The organism is Nostoc sp. 'Peltigera membranacea cyanobiont' 213, assembly GCF_002245975.1.
Lineage (GTDB): Bacteria > Cyanobacteriota > Cyanobacteriia > Cyanobacteriales > Nostocaceae > Nostoc.
Genome location: NZ_NOLI01000052.1, coordinates 16,875 through 33,978, shown reverse-complemented (window position 1 = coordinate 33,978; position 17,104 = coordinate 16,875). Strand labels below are relative to the sequence as shown.

General features: G+C 41.6%; 15 protein-coding genes. 7 read left to right on the top strand and 8 right to left on the bottom strand.

The genetic code is table 11. The features are described from left to right. The first annotated feature begins 31 nt into the window (after positions 1-31). Positions 32-2,590 carry a sensor histidine kinase gene (locus CDG77_RS16175; RefSeq protein WP_094330386.1) on the top strand — a complete coding sequence of 853 codons (2,559 nt, stop codon included), beginning with the start codon at positions 32-34 and terminating at the stop codon, positions 2,588-2,590. Positions 2,591-2,653: 63 nt separating this feature from the next. Continuing rightward, complete coding sequence (locus CDG77_RS16170; protein WP_223269831.1) at positions 2,654-4,417, top strand: sensor histidine kinase; 1,764 nt, start codon at positions 2,654-2,656, stop codon at positions 4,415-4,417. 72 nt (positions 4,418-4,489) lie between these two features. On the opposite strand, the gene CDG77_RS16165 is transcribed toward CDG77_RS16170, so the two are convergent. Next, positions 4,490-5,059, bottom strand: a complete 570-nt coding sequence (locus tag CDG77_RS16165) for a Uma2 family endonuclease (RefSeq protein WP_094330371.1) — start codon at positions 5,057-5,059, stop codon at positions 4,490-4,492. A gap of 176 nt (positions 5,060-5,235) precedes the next feature. On the opposite strand from CDG77_RS16165, the gene ureE reads away from it, so the two are divergent. The 4 genes from ureE to CDG77_RS16145 all read left to right on the top strand — a co-directional run bounded on the left by ureE (position 5,236) and on the right by CDG77_RS16145 (position 7,819). Next, complete coding sequence (ureE, locus tag CDG77_RS16160) at positions 5,236-5,682, top strand: urease accessory protein UreE (RefSeq protein ID WP_094330370.1); 447 nt, start codon at positions 5,236-5,238, stop codon at positions 5,680-5,682. Beyond that, positions 5,657-6,349 (top strand): urease accessory protein UreF, encoded by a 693-nt coding sequence (locus CDG77_RS16155; RefSeq protein ID WP_094330369.1) that lies wholly within the window; start codon positions 5,657-5,659, stop codon positions 6,347-6,349. The genes ureE and CDG77_RS16155 overlap by 26 nt, the downstream gene beginning before the upstream one ends. A 66-nt stretch (positions 6,350-6,415) precedes the next feature. Next, a complete protein-coding gene (gene ureG, locus CDG77_RS16150; RefSeq protein WP_094330368.1) occupies positions 6,416-7,012 on the top strand; it encodes an urease accessory protein UreG in 597 nt (198 codons plus the stop codon). Between the two features lie 129 nt (positions 7,013-7,141). Continuing rightward, the gene (locus CDG77_RS16145) at positions 7,142-7,819 is read left to right on the top strand and encodes a class I SAM-dependent methyltransferase (protein WP_094330367.1); all 678 of its coding nucleotides are present in this window, start codon (positions 7,142-7,144) and stop codon (positions 7,817-7,819) included. 134 nt (positions 7,820-7,953) lie between these two features. Here the strand turns inward: CDG77_RS16145 and CDG77_RS38555 are convergent, their stop codons facing one another. The 6 genes from CDG77_RS38555 to CDG77_RS16120 form a co-directional block, all read right to left on the bottom strand. Next, the gene (locus CDG77_RS38555) at positions 7,954-8,085 is read right to left on the bottom strand and encodes a hypothetical protein (protein ID WP_262985161.1); all 132 of its coding nucleotides are present in this window, start codon (positions 8,083-8,085) and stop codon (positions 7,954-7,956) included. 82 nt (positions 8,086-8,167) lie between these two features. Continuing rightward, positions 8,168-10,033 (bottom strand): ABC transporter ATP-binding protein, encoded by a 1,866-nt coding sequence (locus CDG77_RS16140; RefSeq protein WP_094330366.1) that lies wholly within the window; start codon positions 10,031-10,033, stop codon positions 8,168-8,170. Between the two features lie 81 nt (positions 10,034-10,114). After that, positions 10,115-10,303 carry a hypothetical protein gene (locus CDG77_RS16135; protein ID WP_308737814.1) on the bottom strand — a complete coding sequence of 63 codons (189 nt, stop codon included), beginning with the start codon at positions 10,301-10,303 and terminating at the stop codon, positions 10,115-10,117. Positions 10,304-10,570: 267 nt separating this feature from the next. Then, positions 10,571-11,143: a single-stranded DNA-binding protein gene (locus tag CDG77_RS16130; protein WP_094330365.1), complete on the bottom strand. Its 573-nt coding sequence runs from the start codon at positions 11,141-11,143 to the stop codon at positions 10,571-10,573. A 116-nt stretch (positions 11,144-11,259) separates the two neighbouring features. Beyond that, on the bottom strand, positions 11,260-12,015 hold the full coding sequence (locus CDG77_RS16125) for a hypothetical protein (protein ID WP_094330384.1): 756 nt from the start codon (positions 12,013-12,015) through the stop codon (positions 11,260-11,262). Positions 12,016-12,457: 442 nt separating this feature from the next. Further along, positions 12,458-13,657, bottom strand: a complete 1,200-nt coding sequence (locus CDG77_RS16120) for an AGE family epimerase/isomerase (RefSeq protein WP_094330364.1) — start codon at positions 13,655-13,657, stop codon at positions 12,458-12,460. A 183-nt stretch (positions 13,658-13,840) separates the two neighbouring features. Between CDG77_RS16120 and CDG77_RS16115 the strand changes: the two genes are divergently transcribed. Continuing rightward, entirely contained in the window at positions 13,841-14,740 is a 900-nt protein-coding gene (locus CDG77_RS16115; protein ID WP_094330363.1) for an aspartoacylase, read from the top strand. 48 nt (positions 14,741-14,788) lie between these two features. On the opposite strand, the gene CDG77_RS16110 is transcribed toward CDG77_RS16115, so the two are convergent. Next, entirely contained in the window at positions 14,789-17,086 is a 2,298-nt protein-coding gene (locus tag CDG77_RS16110) for a hypothetical protein (protein ID WP_094330362.1), read from the bottom strand. Positions 17,087-17,104: the final 18 nt, after the last annotated feature.

Here is a 17,104-nt window from a genome sequence, read left to right as displayed (position 1 = left end):
ATCAATAGCTTGTGTATCAAAGGGTCAAAGAGTGGATGAAACCGTTGTAAAATCGCTGTATACACCAAATTGTCAGCAAGAGGCTATTAACCTGCTATCAAAATTTGCTGCCAATTTACCAGGAATAATTTTCCAAGTTCTGCAACAGCAGGATGGTTCTGTGTTAGTCCTTTATGTTAGTTCTGGTTGTGAATATTTGTATGAAGTAGAACCAGAAGCTTTACAGGCAGACTTTCGGGTGATATACAATCTGATTCATCCACAAGATATGAAAGCTTTTACAGAATCTATAGCTGTTTGTTGTAACACTGTTACACCTTGGCATTGGGAAGGTCGCATCATTACGCCTAGTGGCAAACTTAAATGGATTCAAGGTACTTCACAACCGGAACGACAAGAAGAAGGGGCTGTGCTTTGGAATGGCTTCGTTTTAGACATTACAGACCGCAAACAAGCCGAAGAAAAATTGCAAGGGAGTGAGGCGCGGTATAAAGCAATTTTGGATGCTATTCCTGATTTAATGTTTCGCATTAGCCGCGATGCTGAGTATCTAGATTTGAAAAGTGAAGGGGCAAATATCACTCTTTCGAGAGAAGAAATAGTTGGGAAACATGTGCAAGAGTTATTGCCTAGTGATGTTGCCGCAATTAGCCTAGAAGCGATCGCTAAAACTTTAGATTTTGGAACTTTACAAACTTGCGAATATCAGCTAACAACGCCTTTAGGAGTCAGAGATTATGAGGCGCGATTGGTAGTGAGCGGTGAAGATGAGGTACTAGCAATTGTGCGAGATATCACAGAACGCAAACAAGGAGAAATCGCCTTACAAAATCTGGCCCAGAAATTTGCCAAAGCTTTTAGTTGCAGCCCCGATTCAATTACCATCAGTACGCTGCAAGAAGGGCGCTTTATCGAAGTTAACGACAGTTTTGTAGAGCTTTCCGGTTATGAGCGAGATGAAGCGATTGGTAAAACTTCCTTTGAGTTAAATCTTTGGGTAGACGATCGCGATCGCCTAAATTTGTTACAGGAGTTACAAGCCACAGGAGTTGTTCGTAACCTAGAAGTTGAATTTCAGCAAAAGCTTGGCAAGATAATTACAACGCTGCTTTCAGCCGAAGTTATTGATTTGGATGGTGTTCCTTGCATCTTAGCAGTCCATCACGATATTACAGAACGCAAACAGGTAGAAGCGCAATTTCGCCTGGCAGCACAACGCGATCGCTTGTTGGCAGAAACCTTAGTGCGAATTCGATCTTCCCTTAACCTAGAAGAAATTCTGCAAACTACAGTGACGGAAGTCAGACAATTTCTGCAAACAGATCGAGTGTTTATTGCTTTAAATAATACCAAGTTAGGAATCAGAACTCTTGCCGAATCAGTAGATCCCAAGTATCCATCAGTCTTAGGTTGGTCTACTAATGATGAAGCTTATTTACAAGAAGTGCGAAACTTACTCAAAGATAATCTTGTGCGTGTCGTTGAAGATATCACAGAAATGTCAGTATCTCCTAAAGTCCAAGCACACTGTCGAAAATTTCAAACGCAGGCTAGCTTGGCTGTACCAATTATGCTAGGTAATGAATTATTTGGGGCGTTAATTGCCAATGAATGCTCAGGTTCGCGTCATTGGCAACCAATAGAAATTGATTTGTTAAAGCAGATGTCAGAACAAGTAGCGATCGCCATTCAGCAAAGCAAGATATACCAAAAACTCGCAGAACTTAACACTAATTTAGAACACCAAGTAGAAGAACGAACATCACAGTTGCAGCAGAAAATGCAAGAAGTTGAAAAATTGCATCGCGTCAAAGATGTCGTTTTGCACACAGTTGCCCACGATTTACGAACTTCAGTGATGGGTAACTTGATGGTGTTAAAGAATTTGTTAAATCAGGGATTGGGGAGTAGAGAAGCAGGGGAGCAGGGAGCAGGGGGCAAGGGAGAGGAATTAATAACCAATGCCCCATGCCCAATTCCCAATCCCCAATCCCCAATCCTAGTATCTCGCTCAATAATCGAGCGGATGATTCAAGGCAACGATCGCCAACTGGCAATGATTAACTCATTGCTAGAAATTAATTCTGGTGAAAAGCCGGGTATGGATCTCAAACCCGAACCTGTGGACTTTAGCATCCTACTGGGAAAAATTTTCGCCCAGTTGCAACCCATGCTGACACAAAATCAAGCGACTCTAAAAAACTTGCTTCCCGCCGATTTACCGTTAGTGATGGTAGATACAAGTCGATTGGATAAATTTTTGGCACATTTATTAACACATAGCTTGCAAAATAATCCACCAGGATTAAATTTTATTCTGAGTGCCACCGTTGAGGGCGGAATGCTTCGCACTCAGATTCAAGATGACGGTGTGGTAATGAGTAAACTAGAGTGCGATCGCCTTTTCGATCTCCATGTCCGCGATCCTCAAGACTGTTGTTCTACAAGTATTGGCTTAAAAATGTATCTTTGTCGCAAATTTATTCAGTCACATGGCGGCGAAATCGGTGTTATTAGTAACCGCAAGCGCGGGTTAACTTTCTGGTTTACATTACCTTTAGCAACTTCATCCACAACAAATCGCCCATAAATCACCAAAAAATGAGAGGGTGTTATTTATAGCAATGTTGAGTAAGGGAAACACCCTCAAGGTATGGGCAAAGTTGCTCGGATGCTAATGGCGACTCAATTTACAACAGTACAAAGGTGGCTGAAACAAACCTTTTCTGCACCAACAAGAGATGAAACCACTACTCTTTACAGAGCTTGGCGTAACCGTTTTCTGTGGCAGAGATTGCGTTTATGGTTATGGCTAGCGCTGATTTGTTTATTGTCTTTTACTGTGCGAGACATTTACGGCTTTTTTTTCCCTTTAAGAGAGTTGGAAAGTCTGCCAGAAGTACTTAGAACTCAACGCTTTGTAATCAACATTGCAATGCTCCTAAGTATACTAATATGCTTTGCTTTACATAAAACTAAATTAGGTCGTAATCGTCCAGATTTATTATTTTTGGGGTCTTCTTGGGCCATTAGTCTAGCATCGCAGTTATTTGCCACCCTCAGAGGTTTCGCACTACCCGATCCTGTTGGTTGGTCACTGCTGTTCTTGAGCCAAGCTATATTAATGCCAGTCTGCTGGATTGTTCACTTGCTGTCTCAAGTAGGTGTACTAGTTTACTATTTCGGTGTAAACACTGTACTTGGATTAAAGACACCAGTCCCTGAACACCCAGAAATATATAGCGTGACATTTCTTTTATACATTTTTTGGTTTTGTGCTATATGTGACATTGGTGTTTATCTATACGATCGCCTGCAACGTTCTGAATTTTACGCCCGTCAAGAACTGGAATCTGCATATCAAAAACTCAAGCTTGCAGAAACGAAATATCGCACCATTTTTGAAAACGCTGTTGAAGGTATTTTTCAAAGTAGTCCCAATGGACGTTACATTACAGCAAATCCGGCTTTGGCACGCATTTATGGCTACTCCTTGGCAGAGGAGGTGACAGCAAATTCCACTGATATTGAGCAATTGTACGTCGATCCGAACCGCCGCGCCGAATTTGTCCGCCTGATGGAAAAGTATGGCAGCATTTCGGAGTTTGAATCCCAAATTTATCGCCGAGACGGAAGCATTGTCTGGATTTCGGAAAAAGCCTACGCAGTCCTTGATGAACAGGGAAAACTTCTTTATTACGAAGGTTTAATTGAAGATATTACCCAGCGCAAACAAACTGAAGCAGAACTACGAGTATTTTTTCATGCAGTTTCTCACGACTTACGGAACCCGGTACTAGGTACTTTAATGGTTCTGAGAAACTTGCTTGCACGTCCAGAGGAAAATATTTCGATTTCCCGCTCAATTTTAGAGCGGATGATTCAAAGTAGCGATCGCCAACTAAACTTAATTAATTCGTTGATGGAAGCTCATCTGGGCGAAATTCAAGGTGTGGTTTTGCAACGTCAGCCTGTACAATTACTGACAGTTGTGGAAGCTGCGATCGCAGATTTAGAGCCATTGCTAGAGCAAAATCAAGCCCAACTGACAAACCTGGTGTCCGCAGATTTGCCATTAGTGAATGCAGATCCCACGCAACTATGGCGAGTTTTTTCTAACTTAATTGTCAATGCTCTCAAACATAATGCCCCTGGTTTGCTCTTGACAATTAACGCTACTCGTGAAACTAACATGATTTATTGTACTGTTAGTGATAACGGTGTAGGCATTAGTCAACAACAAAGCGATCGCCTTTTTGAGCTTTACTTTCGGGGTGCAAATACCCGCAATTCTGTAAGTTTAGGATTGGGCTTATATTTATGTAAGCAAATCATCCATGCTCACGGCGGCGAAATTGGTATCAATAGTGCATTAGATGCAGGGGCAACTTTCTGGTTTACATTACCTATTAACTAGTACAAGAAGGCTTATTTTGTAGCGTTTTACCGTATTTTAGATGTTTAGTTTATTTACACTGTGCCCTACTAGTCATTCAGGAAAAAATAACTGGATAGAACAACAAAATCCGGGTAAAAGTGGTGATGTTATTTCATCATCACCTAACAAAGTAGCAACTAAAACTAATTGTGCTTTTTCTCGCCGATAAACTTCGACTTTTTGATTAAAGCGATCGACAATCCAATACTCGCGCACACCTTGAACTGAATAAAGTTTCAGTTTTGCTTCTTTATCTCGAAATTCATTTTGTTTACCAGGCGATAAAACCTCTACAACTAAATCTGGTGCGCCTGTCAAATGTCCCGCTTCATCTTCAATTTGTGCCAGTCGTTCTCGACTTACCCAAACTACATCCGGTATAACGCTATCTGCTTGCGAAAAAATCACTCCAGGATTCACAATTGTTTCCCCTAAACCACTCGAATCTGACCAAACATCGAGTTGTCGAGAAATTTTAACACAAACTTGTTGATGACGGCGGTGAGGAGTGCGAGTCACAAACAGTTCTCCATTAATAATTTCATAGCGTGTCCACTCATTTTCGGGTAGAACCTCTAAATCGTGAATTGTCCAGCGTACTCCCTCAATAGCTTGGTTCATGATTGTCCCCGTTTGGCTGGTTGCCTTTATTCGCTTAATTTTATCTTTTCTTCGGGCAAAGCAGCTAAATAATTCGTAATTCGTAATTAAAGATTATGATATTAGGAGATTAAGATGATTTGTAATTAGTTAAATTAAAATCATCATAAAAAGTGGAAGTTAAATGGAAACTTTGTATGCTAACATTTACCCAACTTAAAGCACCTAATGAAGATGCCGCAGTTACTTTTACTCTGGCACTGACAGCAGAAGAACGTACCCGTAGCCGTCATCGGTTTGAAACGGAAGATGGTAAAGTTGTGTTTTTACATTTACCCAGAGGAACTGTTTTACACGATGGTGATATTCTGCAAGAAGAAACCCATAACAGTTTAATCAGAATTACTGCCAAACCAGAATTAGTAGTAACTGCCTTTGCCCAAACACCACTTTTATTATTACGCGCAGCATACCATTTAGGAAATCGCCATGTCCCTGTAGAAATTACCCCAACTTATTTACGCTTGTCCTCAGATTCGGTTTTACGCGCGATGTTAGAACAACTAGGGTTAGAAATAAAAGAAGAAATTTTACCATTTCAGCCAGAATTAGGAGCTTATGGACAACACCATCATGCTCACTGATAGCCATCTTTTGAGTATTTTACAGTTGGCTAGTCCCGCTTTACCTGTGGGAGCATATAGCTATTCTGAGGGTTTGGAAATGTTGGTTGAAAATGGTACGATCGCTAACCAGACAAATCTCAAAGATTGGTTAAAAGCAGAGTTGCTCTACGGGGCAATTCGCTTAGAGGCGGCGGTGATGGTACGATCGCAGCAATCGGCAAAAATGAATGATGTAGAGTCGCTCTGCCGTTGGAATCTGTGGTTATCCGCCGCTAGAGAAACAGAAGAATTACGCGCCTCTAGTTGGCAGATGGGGCGATCGCTGATTCAATTACTTGGTAAACTAGAACCGCAGATTATACCTATTGCCAATGCTGTCGGTAATCCTTGCAATTATGCGATCGCTTTTGGTATTGCCGTTGCCCATTGGCAAATCAGTATCCAAGCCGCATTACTCGGATATCTGCATAGTTGGGCCAGTAATTTAATTACTGCTGGCGTGAAACTTATCCCCCTTGGACAAACAGCAGGACAGCAGTTATTGCTAGATTTACAACCATTATTTAGCGTTGCTGCATTAGAAATTTTAGCGTTGGAGGATGATGAACTCGCCTGTTGTAGTTGGGGTTTGTCGCTGGCGAGTATGCAGCATGAAACGCAGTATACAAGGTTGTTTAGAAGTTAGGGAATTGGGAATTGGTCAAAAACTAAGGACTAATAACTATGTACCAAAGACAAATGACAAATAACAATGAACGCATTTAGAGTAGGGGTTGCTGGGCCAGTGGGTTCGGGGAAGACGGCTTTAGTGGATGCTTTGTGTAAGGCATTACGCGAGCAGTATCAGATTGCAGTGGTGACGAATGATATCTATACTCAGGAGGATGCTCAGTTTTTAGTGCGTTCTCAGGCGTTGACAAGCGATCGCATTTTGGGTGTAGAAACTGGTGGTTGTCCTCACACTGCCATCCGCGAAGATGCTTCGATGAATTTGGCGGCAATTGAACAGTTAGAGGAACGTTTTCTCGATTTGAATTTGGTATTTTTGGAAAGTGGTGGCGATAATTTGGCTGCTACCTTTAGTCCAGAATTGGTAGATTTAACAATTTACGTCATCGATGTTGCAGCTGGTGATAAAATTCCCCGCAAAGGTGGGCCAGGTATTACCAAGTCTGATTTGTTGGTGATTAATAAAACAGATTTAGCACCTTATGTTGGTGCAGATTTAAGCGTGATGGAACGAGATGCTAAAAAAATGCGCGGCGAAAAACCTTTTATTTTTACTAATTTAAAAACTCAGTCGGGACTTGCAGATGTAATTAACTTTGTTTGTAAAAATATTTGTTGAAAATAACTTTGTAACCCACAGAGGTGCAGGGCAAAGACATCTAAAGATTGACGAGATGGAATAAGATTATAATTCACCAAATTCAATTTTAACTGTTAGAGGAATGATCGTAATTTTATCAGTTGAGCTATGGACAAAAATGAACAAAGAATTCTCCATTCATGGGCAGTGAACGCCAAACCGTGGACTCGTGTAATTCGTGACCAACTTCTTGAGAGCCGCGCTTTAGTCACAGACAGAGCGATTGTAGAAGCCGTAGTTCAACTTGAACCGCGAACGTTCTTAGACATCGGGTGTGGTGAAGGGTGGTTATGCCGTGAACTATTCTGTTGCGGGTTTGATGGATGGGGAGTTGATGGCATTGCCGAGCTTGTTGAATCAGCACGATGCTTTGGTGATGTCCGCTTTGTTGTATCTTCGTACTCAGATATTCCGTCACAGAAATTTGGCAGCATTAACAAGTTTGACTGCTTCATCTGCAATTTTTCATTGTTGGGAGAACGCGCTATTGGAGAAATAGCTGAAGCAGGTAAGAGTTTGTTAGAGGATAAGGGGAAAATAATCATTCAAACACTCCATCCTCTGATGGCTTGTGGTGACTCTCCATACTCTGATGGGTGGCGGGAAAGTTCCTGGCAAGGAATACAATTGGAGGCGTTTGATCCTGCTCCCTGGTATTTCAGAACAATCGAATCATGGATTCTTGAGTTTCATCTGAGAAATTACCAATTAGTAAAATTAATAGAACCCTGTCACCCAAAGACTAAAAAACCAGTCTCAATTGTATTTATCTTTGAACAAAATTGATTTTTCATTGGAATATCATGCAATACTGCGTAGGTTTTGAATATTCGTAGGTTGGGTTGAGGCAATGCGTTACCCAACAAACCCCGAAAAATGTTGGGTTTCGTTCCTCAACCCAACCTACACATTTTTATTTTTTAGGCAAAACCTACGCAGTATTGGAATATCATGCAGTCAACTGGGATAATATCATCTGCTTTTTGATTGAAGCGATCGCATTCTTTAGTGTCGGATGGGGCGATCGCATTTTCAACAGTACAACGAAGCACGTTTAATGAGATAGTCAACTAAAATGCCCCACACAGAGGTGGGTTTTGCCTCATGTAGACGCGGTTTATAACCTTCCTTTAACTATAAAGCTCGTAGATGACGACTTCGTACCCGTTCAGCACTACCAGTAGGAATCGCAGCAATTAATTTTTGCGTGTATTCCTCTTTGGGTTCCAGGTAGATGCTTTCGGCTGTGCCTTCTTCAACAATTTGACCGCGATTCATGACTAAAATGCGATCGCTCATAAATTTCACTACACTTAAATCGTGAGAAATAAAAATATAAGTAAGCTGAAAATCTGACTGTAATTCTTTGAGGAGATTTAATACCTGCGCCTGTACTGAAACATCCAGTGCTGAAACTGATTCATCACAGATGATAAACTTAGGATTTAACGCCAAAGAACGGGCTATGCAAATCCGTTGGCGTTGACCGCCAGAAAACTGATGCGGATAGCGGTTAATTGCATCTGCACTCAACCCCACCCGTTCTAAGAGTTCGGTTACTCGTTGTCGTCGTTGTTGTTTTGTCTTGCCAACGGAGTGAATTAACAACGGTTCCATCACCGCATCCCCAACCTTCATCCGGGGATCGAGAGAACTAAAAGGATTTTGGAAAACTATTTGCATTTCCCGCCGCAGTTTTTGCAACCGTTCTCCTTTAAGGCTAGTAATATCTTGTTTCTCAAAGATAATCTGACCACTCATCGGTTCAATTAAGCGCAGCAAGGTTCTGCCAAGGGTGGTTTTACCGCAACCAGATTCTCCTACCAAACCTAGTGTTTCCCCTGGTTTGACATCAAAAGAAACGCCATTCACTGCCATATTGTAGCGTTTTGTCCCACCAAACACCCCGCGCACTGGAAAACCAACTTTCAAATTACGGATTTGCAGCAGAGGTTCCTTTTCATTGAAGTTTGCCAATCTTGTAGCAATCTCTTCGGTGGTGACATCTATGGGTTGTGCAGGTTCCTTCGCCTGAATTATTACTTGTCCCGTTGGTGTCTCTTCTGCACTCATGTAGTCAGAAACGGTGAGTAATTTTTGGGGACGGCGGTTAAGTGTAGGGCGACAAGCTATCAAACCTTTAGTATATGGATGCTGAGGTGTGCTGAAAATTTGCCGAGAAGTACCAGATTCGACAACTTTGCCTTTATACATCACCGCTACTTCGTCAGCAATTTCGGAAATTAGCCCCAAGTCGTGGGTGATAAAAATCATTGCCATATCACGGCTTTGCTGCAATTCTCGCAACAAGTCCAAAATAGTCGCTTGCACCGTCACATCCAAAGCTGTGGTTGGTTCATCGGCAATTAAGATTAATGGGTTGCAAGAAATTGCCATTGCAATCATTACCCGTTGCAACTGTCCCCCAGAAAGTTCATGAGGGTAGCGTTCCAGCATGGCTTCTTTGTGTTCTTTAAGCAACTGTGCCAACTTTGCTGGTTCTGGTTTCGGTGAAGTTTCAATATACTGCTGCTGGATCTCCTCATCGCTAGGTAGAAGTTTAACCTCTTGTAGACCTGCGATCGCAATTTGTCGTGATTGGGCTGCTGACACATTTTGATGCCGCATAATCGCTTCTGTTAGCTGAAACCCAATGTTATAAACCGGATTGAGCGAACTCATCGGTTCTTGAAAAATCATGGCGATGTCGCCACCCCGGTGTAACTGCATTTGCTCAGGAGGCAATTTCACCAAATCGATGGGGTTGCCATTCTGCTGCGGACGAAACCAGATTTCACCGCCAGTAACTATACCGGGAGTTTGCAACAAACCCATTACAGCTAAGGCTGTCACCGATTTACCACTCCCCGATTCTCCTACTATTCCTAGAGTTTCACCTCGATGTAGGCTAAAGGAAATACCATCCAAAGCTCTGTTAATGTTGCCATCACCGGGAAATTCAACTTGTAAATTGCGAACCTCTAGGACAGTTTCTCTCATAGGAGTCGGGTAGGAATTCTAACTTAAAATTTATTTGGATTTTAACAATAGTTTTGATGTATCTGTGAGTAAATTTGGTTTTTACCTTTGGATTGGATCGTCCATTGATGGATGCCGACCGATTTCTTTATCAGCTGCACGAATATTAATAATCCGTTCCCGATTCAAGGTTAATACAGTGACGGTCGCTCGTCCAATAGGTGTCAAACCAACAATTAGTAGTCCATCCGCAGACCAGATAAAATGCTCACTCCAAATGTGCGATCGCACATTTAAATTCTAAATAATATCTTATACTAAGCTATTGCTTCTTATATAGATTCAGAAATATTGCTACGAAAAGACACAATTTACTATGCTTGCTGAGATGGAGAATTGATGAAATAAGAGTAGGTAAGCGATGTCTCACGACAAAACGCAAAGCGCCAACGCGGACAAAAAAATAGCACATCCTTTAGGATGGCTATTTGTAAAAATTATTAATTTGGCTTTTTGCCAAGTATGTAAGCAAATTGAATACACGCTCAACTACTAACTTTAGAAGGGAATATCATCTGGATCTGGTTCTTCCTCTTTCACTGTTGGATAAGTAGTTCGCTCATAATTTGTCGGTTGAGGTACGGGTTCGTAACTTGTCGTTTGGGGAGCAACACCAACAGGATTTGCAGCCGGGGTAGGCGCTGGACGTGGTGACTCGTAAGTGTTAACTTCTTTTTGTGGAGGACGAGATGCTGAAGATGCTTGTCGGGGAGTAGTTTCAGCAAATGATTGATTTACGGTTGCAGAAGGTAATGGATCTGTATTAAAACTACCTCCAACAGGTTGAATCTGTTGGACCGTCAATTCAGCACGTTTTTCTTTAAAACCTTCCATCGGAACAGTATTCATACCTAAACGTCCCACCAGGATGACGCGATCGCCTTGGTGGTAGTTTTGCTGAATTTCTGTCGCTAAATTCCCCCAACCGACAACTTTTAGGGTAGCTGGCGGATCTTCTGGTTTCAAGGAATTGGGAAACTGCACCAGCATTTCCGTAACTCCCAAGTTATCGCCTGTGTAGCGCAGTTGCGGCTCGTTAATAATTTCCGCCATCAAAACGCAGCTGTTCATTAAAATTACTCCTGACTGCAAAAAGTACTGATTGAAAAAGAGGGATTTTTCTATGTAGTGCCAATTAATATCTAGATATGTTTAATTGTTCGCATTTTTTAATAATGCCTGAGTTTTTAATCCTTTCTAGCATAAAAGCCAAGCGATCGCTCTGGTTGGTACACTGTAGCAAAGGGTTGTTGATAAGAATGGGTCTTAATATAGACCAAAAACTCATCGATCAACTCTGTAAAATACTCAAACCCTACATCAATCAACTCAAGTGCTTTTAGACGAATCTCTTCAGACACTTCAATCTCTCTCATTACTTGAAAAGAAGCGGGAGTATGAAGAGTGTGGGTATTTTCTATATGGTTATGACGCATACCAAAGTAACGAAACTCTGCTTGAGTCATTTTTTGCAGTTGTAGGGCCGCAGACATGGTTGAACGGAAAAAGACATTGGCTGTAACCTCAGATACCTCAATGGCAACCAATCTGATGATGGGATCTGCCCCACGAGTATACCGATCAAAGATCGGAAACATGGAACGGGAAATCTTAGTTTCATCGCTCCAAAGGAATCGCACCGCATCACTGAAGCGCATGGGATAGTCAATCCCCATTTTCTCCATGTCTTCTAGTAACCATTGCCAGTGGAAATGTTCTTCATGGGTGTGCAGATTTACCATCTCTTGAATGTAATTAGTCGTTGGCTCATCTCTGAGAACTCGTTTGCACAACTCACTGAACTCCAGTGCGAGTGGAACAATCACGGGTGCAAATGCCAGCCTCTGCCGGGGATCGATCGACTCGTCTTCCATATATTTGAAGAACGGCAATTGGGCATATTCCCGGTTCTTCTGCTCAATCAACTCAAGAATTGATTTCATTTCAATGTTCCTAATTATAGACAACAGACAACGGGCTTCTAACCGACTTGGTTTGATTATCCAGTTAGCCATAGCACTGCTCAGGCTTTTGCCTGAAAGAGTACTTATTGAGAGAATCTGAAAGTTTATTAGCTTAAAATTCTGCTAGCGATCGCTAGCAGAATAAACAACACACCTCATAAATTGTGGCAGAAGATGCTCTGACAACTATTCTCAATGTGCTAAGAGCTGACAGAAACTAAAAACAAACTATTTTATGATGATGTAATTAGGTACACATAAAAGTACTTTATTGCATCATCTACATTAAATCGTAACTTTAAATATTAATTCTTATAAACCGTATAATCACGAGTTAAATGAAATATTTATGCTAAAGCTTACTGTTAAAAAGCTATTAAAAACTCAGTAATTTCATATTTATTTTTAGCTCAGATAAAAATCATAACTGCGATCGCAATGCCTCAAATTGCTGCCAACAAAGGTACAATGCACGCGGTACGTGAAAACATCCTTTCCATTTGCCACCTTTAAGGTTTAACAATACTTCACCACGCCGATTCAGGTAGCCAAACCATTCACCGTACTCTGCATCGGCAAAATGTGACCAAGTGTAATCGTGCATTTTTTGATACCATTCCCAACACACCTCACGCCCCGTTAGGCGATAGCCCATCGCTAATGCAACCAAAGACTCTAGGTGAACCCACCACAGTTTTTGATCCCATTCCAATTGTTGTGGGGGATGACCGTCTGCATCCATAAAGTAATACAATCCACCGTACTCGCTATCCCAAGCAAAATTTAGGATGTTTAACACCACATCAACAGCTTGGTTAATAGTTTTGGTGTCGTTTTGGCGATGGGCGATATCCATAATAAACCACATAGCTTCGATACCGTGACCTGGATTAATCAGCCGCCCCTCAAAACAATCTATGTGAGAACCATCAGGGGCAACATTTTCGGACATTAGTCCCCGTTTTTGGTCGAGAAAATCGGTCATTACTTCGCGGACAGTTTCAGCTAAGACATTCTCTAGTGTTTCCTTTGGCAGCAGCCATTCCATTTCTAGAGTCAGGTTGGCTAAAATCATCGGTACAGCCAATGATTTCATCGGGCGTGTGTTGGGATAGGTTTTATTATATTTGCCTTTTGGATTATCTTTGCGGCGTAATACGTTGTTATAAGCCTGCATTGCCACATCCTTTGCCCATTCTTCGCCGCTAGCGAGTGCATATTTACTAAATGCCATTGCTGCAAAGCAATCAGAGAAGATATTGTAAGGTTGAACTAATGGTTTCCCTTCACGGGTGACGGCAAAGTACCAGTTACCATCACTATCTCTGCCGTGTTTCGCGAGAAAGTTAGCGCCATTACTGGCAATTTTCAACCAGTTTTCGCGTTTTTCTAGCTGGTTATAAAGCATCGAAAAAGTCCACACCTGGCGGTTTTGCAGCCAGATGAATTTATCTGGATCGTAAATTTTACCTTCGCGATCGAGGCAAGTGAAATAGCCGCCTTGCTCCCAATCGAGAGAATATTTTTCCCAAAATGGGAGGACATCATTGAGGAGAGCGTTTTTGTAAAGTTCAGCGTAGGCGTAGCTTGTCGGAGGCATCCCTTGAAAATTAGACTCCATAAATTTCTTCCCCTTTTCTGCTAAAGCTAACAATTATCACATTTTGGCTCAAATATGGAGCGTAGGCGTAGCCCGTCGTAGACATCGCGTCAGTCTTTTACAAGATTTAGTCAGCAGCAGTTATACTTCTATCTTGTATCTTGCACCATTCTCAATAACCGTAGGGGAGCCAGTGAGGTTGTTATGAGTCAGATTGAACGAGTTGCGATCGTTGGAGGAAACCACGGTAATGAGTTAACAGGAGTACATCTAGTTAAAAGATTTCAGCAATATCCAAATTTAATTAACAGAGCAAGTTTTGAAACTCTGGCATTACTTGGTAATCTCAAAGCGATTGAAGAAGGTAAACGGTATATTGACAAGGATTTAAACCGTTGCTTCACCAATCAAAGCTTACAAAATCTCCAACTCTCAAGTTATGAAGATACGCGGGCGAGAGTACTTCAACAAATACTGCAACCGCAAAATCAGCCCTTTGTAGATGTAATTATTGATTTGCACAGCACAACTGCCAACATGGGGTTAAGTTTGATTTTTTGTGATATGAATCCTTTTTTACTTCGCTTGGGTGCTTATTTAACTTCGATAAATCCGATGGTCAAGATTTTTGTAAATCCACAATCAAGAGAAGGTGGTTTTCTGCGTTCTTTGTGCGAATTGGGTTTTGTAATAGAAGTTGGGGCTGTGGCTCAGAATATCTTAAACGCCGAATTATTTCAACAAACAGAGCAGCTTATTTATGCAATTTTAGACTATTTTGAAGGGTGCAAACAAGGTAGTATTCCGCAGACAAACAACACGCTTACACTCTATGAATACATTGAGACGATCGATTATCCAAGAAGCGATGCCGACGGCGGGCTGCGTCTACGCGGGGAGATTCAAGCTATGATTCATCCCCAACTTCAGTTTAGGGATTATGAACCTTTGAATCCAGGCGATCCAATGTTTGTGACTTTTGCAGGAAAAGATATTTTTTATGAGGGAGAGTCTACTGTTTATCCTATTTTTATTAATGAAGCAGCTTATTATGAGAAAGGAATTGCAATGTATCTAACTCAAAAGCAACAAGAGGTAGTTTAATTCTACCTCTGTACGAATTACGAATTACGAATTAGTAATTGTAAATGCTCACCCCGCCAGCCGATACACAATCACTTTTCCTTTCCAATTTTCTTCCACAAATACCAGATACTCACCATTTGAACGACGAAAAGCGCGGATACCATAGGGTATATCAATCCAGCCACTTTCGCTACCAACTTCTGGGCCTGGTTTTAACTGTTGTACTTGCGCTCCCGTCTTGGCATTATATACATATACCTCTGCGGTTTTGACTGTCACGGCAAATACACGATCGCCCGCCACACTTATGGCCGCTGTAGATACTTCACGTTTCCCGGTGGTGTCGTAGGGAATCACAGTTCGCCACTTGGGAGTACGATTTCCTTTACTCCAATTGTCAAAACGGGCAATCTCAGATCCAGCAACTCCAGTATCATCACCGAATGCGGGGCGATCTACTGTGAAGCCTGACAAATACATAGTATCTGTTTCGGGGAAATATTCGATTCGCCGGAAGTCGTTAAATATGTTGGGAGTTGTTTGCTTTTCCACCGAACTATAGTTGTAGATGGGATTGCCTTTAGCATCCATTCCCTGTAAAGGATAGTGGCGAATGCCATTTTCTGTTCGCAAAGCTTTCCAAACATCTCCTTTGCTGTCTACCCACCAGCCGCCGACATAGGGATAATCTTTGCTGGTATCATATTCATTCTTTTCAAATTTGCCATTACCGTTGCGATCGCGCCAGATCCATTCCCCTTTTTGTGGTTGATTCGGCGGCCAATTTCCAGCGAGAAATGGTTTGTCTGCGCCATTGCTACCGACAAACATTCCGGCTGGGATAGCGATTTTACCATCTGTGGCTGGATTAAAACGATATATTTGCAGGAAGCTGTTATACATATCTGTGAGAAACAAAAACGGCTTCCCTTTGATGCGGCGAACAAATGTTCCATCTGGCGATGTATGCAAACGTGGATCTTGAGGATATTTGAAAGGATTTAAGGTGTAGGCTTTGTAAGTCCATTGCTTACCAGCAGGCTTACTGTAATCCATGAGATAGTGTTCTTGTTTGGTGAATAAATCTACACCATCAGTTTTAGGATCGGCATCTGCATTATCGACGAATATCAATCCCAGCGATCGCCATATTAGTTTTCCCGATGGCGAAAATTTCCGTAAATCTGTTCCCGATTTGTTGAAACCATTACTATTTATATAGATATTACCTGAAGCATCTGCACCAACTCCGGTAAGCCCGTAAAGCTTCAAATCTCGAACTTCACCAGCAACTTCTGTATAAATACCACCCTTAGAGCCAAAACTACCCGTCTGCACTGGCCGATCTTTGATGTCATAAATCAACATTTGCTGACGCGGGCCATTTTCTGCCACTAACAGCTTACCTTGACGATCGATTGCGATCGCAGTTGGTTCAATGATATCTGCAATCTGTTGGGGCAATTGCTTTCCACTCTGGGAATAATGTAAAATTTTGGCAGGTTTACTACCATTTTTGCTTTGAATAATCCACAGATTTTTTTGTGAATCAATAGTTATTGCTCCCGGATTGTTAATAGTAAAGCTGCGTAATTCCTTCATCGTTTCAGTATCATAGACACGAATATGGTTAGCAGCAAAATCGCTCACATACAACTCGCTTCCTCCAGTTGCTAATCCAGTGACTTCACTTTTAGTACTGGTAATTAACATACTTTTATCCCAGCCACGCCCTTCAGGAAACGGTGCAGGTTTTCCCGATAAATCATAGCGTCTAACGCAGTGCCAAGCTGTTCCTTCAGGGGGATAATCTTCATCGGTTTTGCCCTTCGATCCCTGAGTCATGGCAAGGTAAATATATTTACTATTTGCGGTTACAGCTATGCCACCTCCACGACTCCAACCGTGAGTATCGCCAATAGCACCAATAACCTTACCATCTTTATATATGGCTGCTTCCATTCCCGCCTCATCCCAATGGCTGTTGGTATAAACTGTGCCATCAGGTGCAACATACATTGCCTCAATATTATTTTGTACCCGCAGATTTCCACTGCCAATAGTGTTACCTATCCATGATGTTTTGTAGTTAAGCGTGGGTGTTTCAATATTGTTTTGTACCAGCAGATTTGTACTCTCAAGAGAATTACTTGTCCACGATGTTTTGTATGGAAGCGTCGGTGTTTCCGTTGTTGCCCAGTCTGTTGTAATTCCAAGGGTAGTAACAATAAATCCAACAGTCAAACTGAGTAAAAAATTGAAAGTTTTACTTCTTAGAAAATATCTAAAATTAGATAAAATTTTGATATGCTGATTAAGTTTCCAACGAAGTTTTCCTAACTTCGTTATTAATTTATTTATCATATAGTTTTTCAGCTTTTA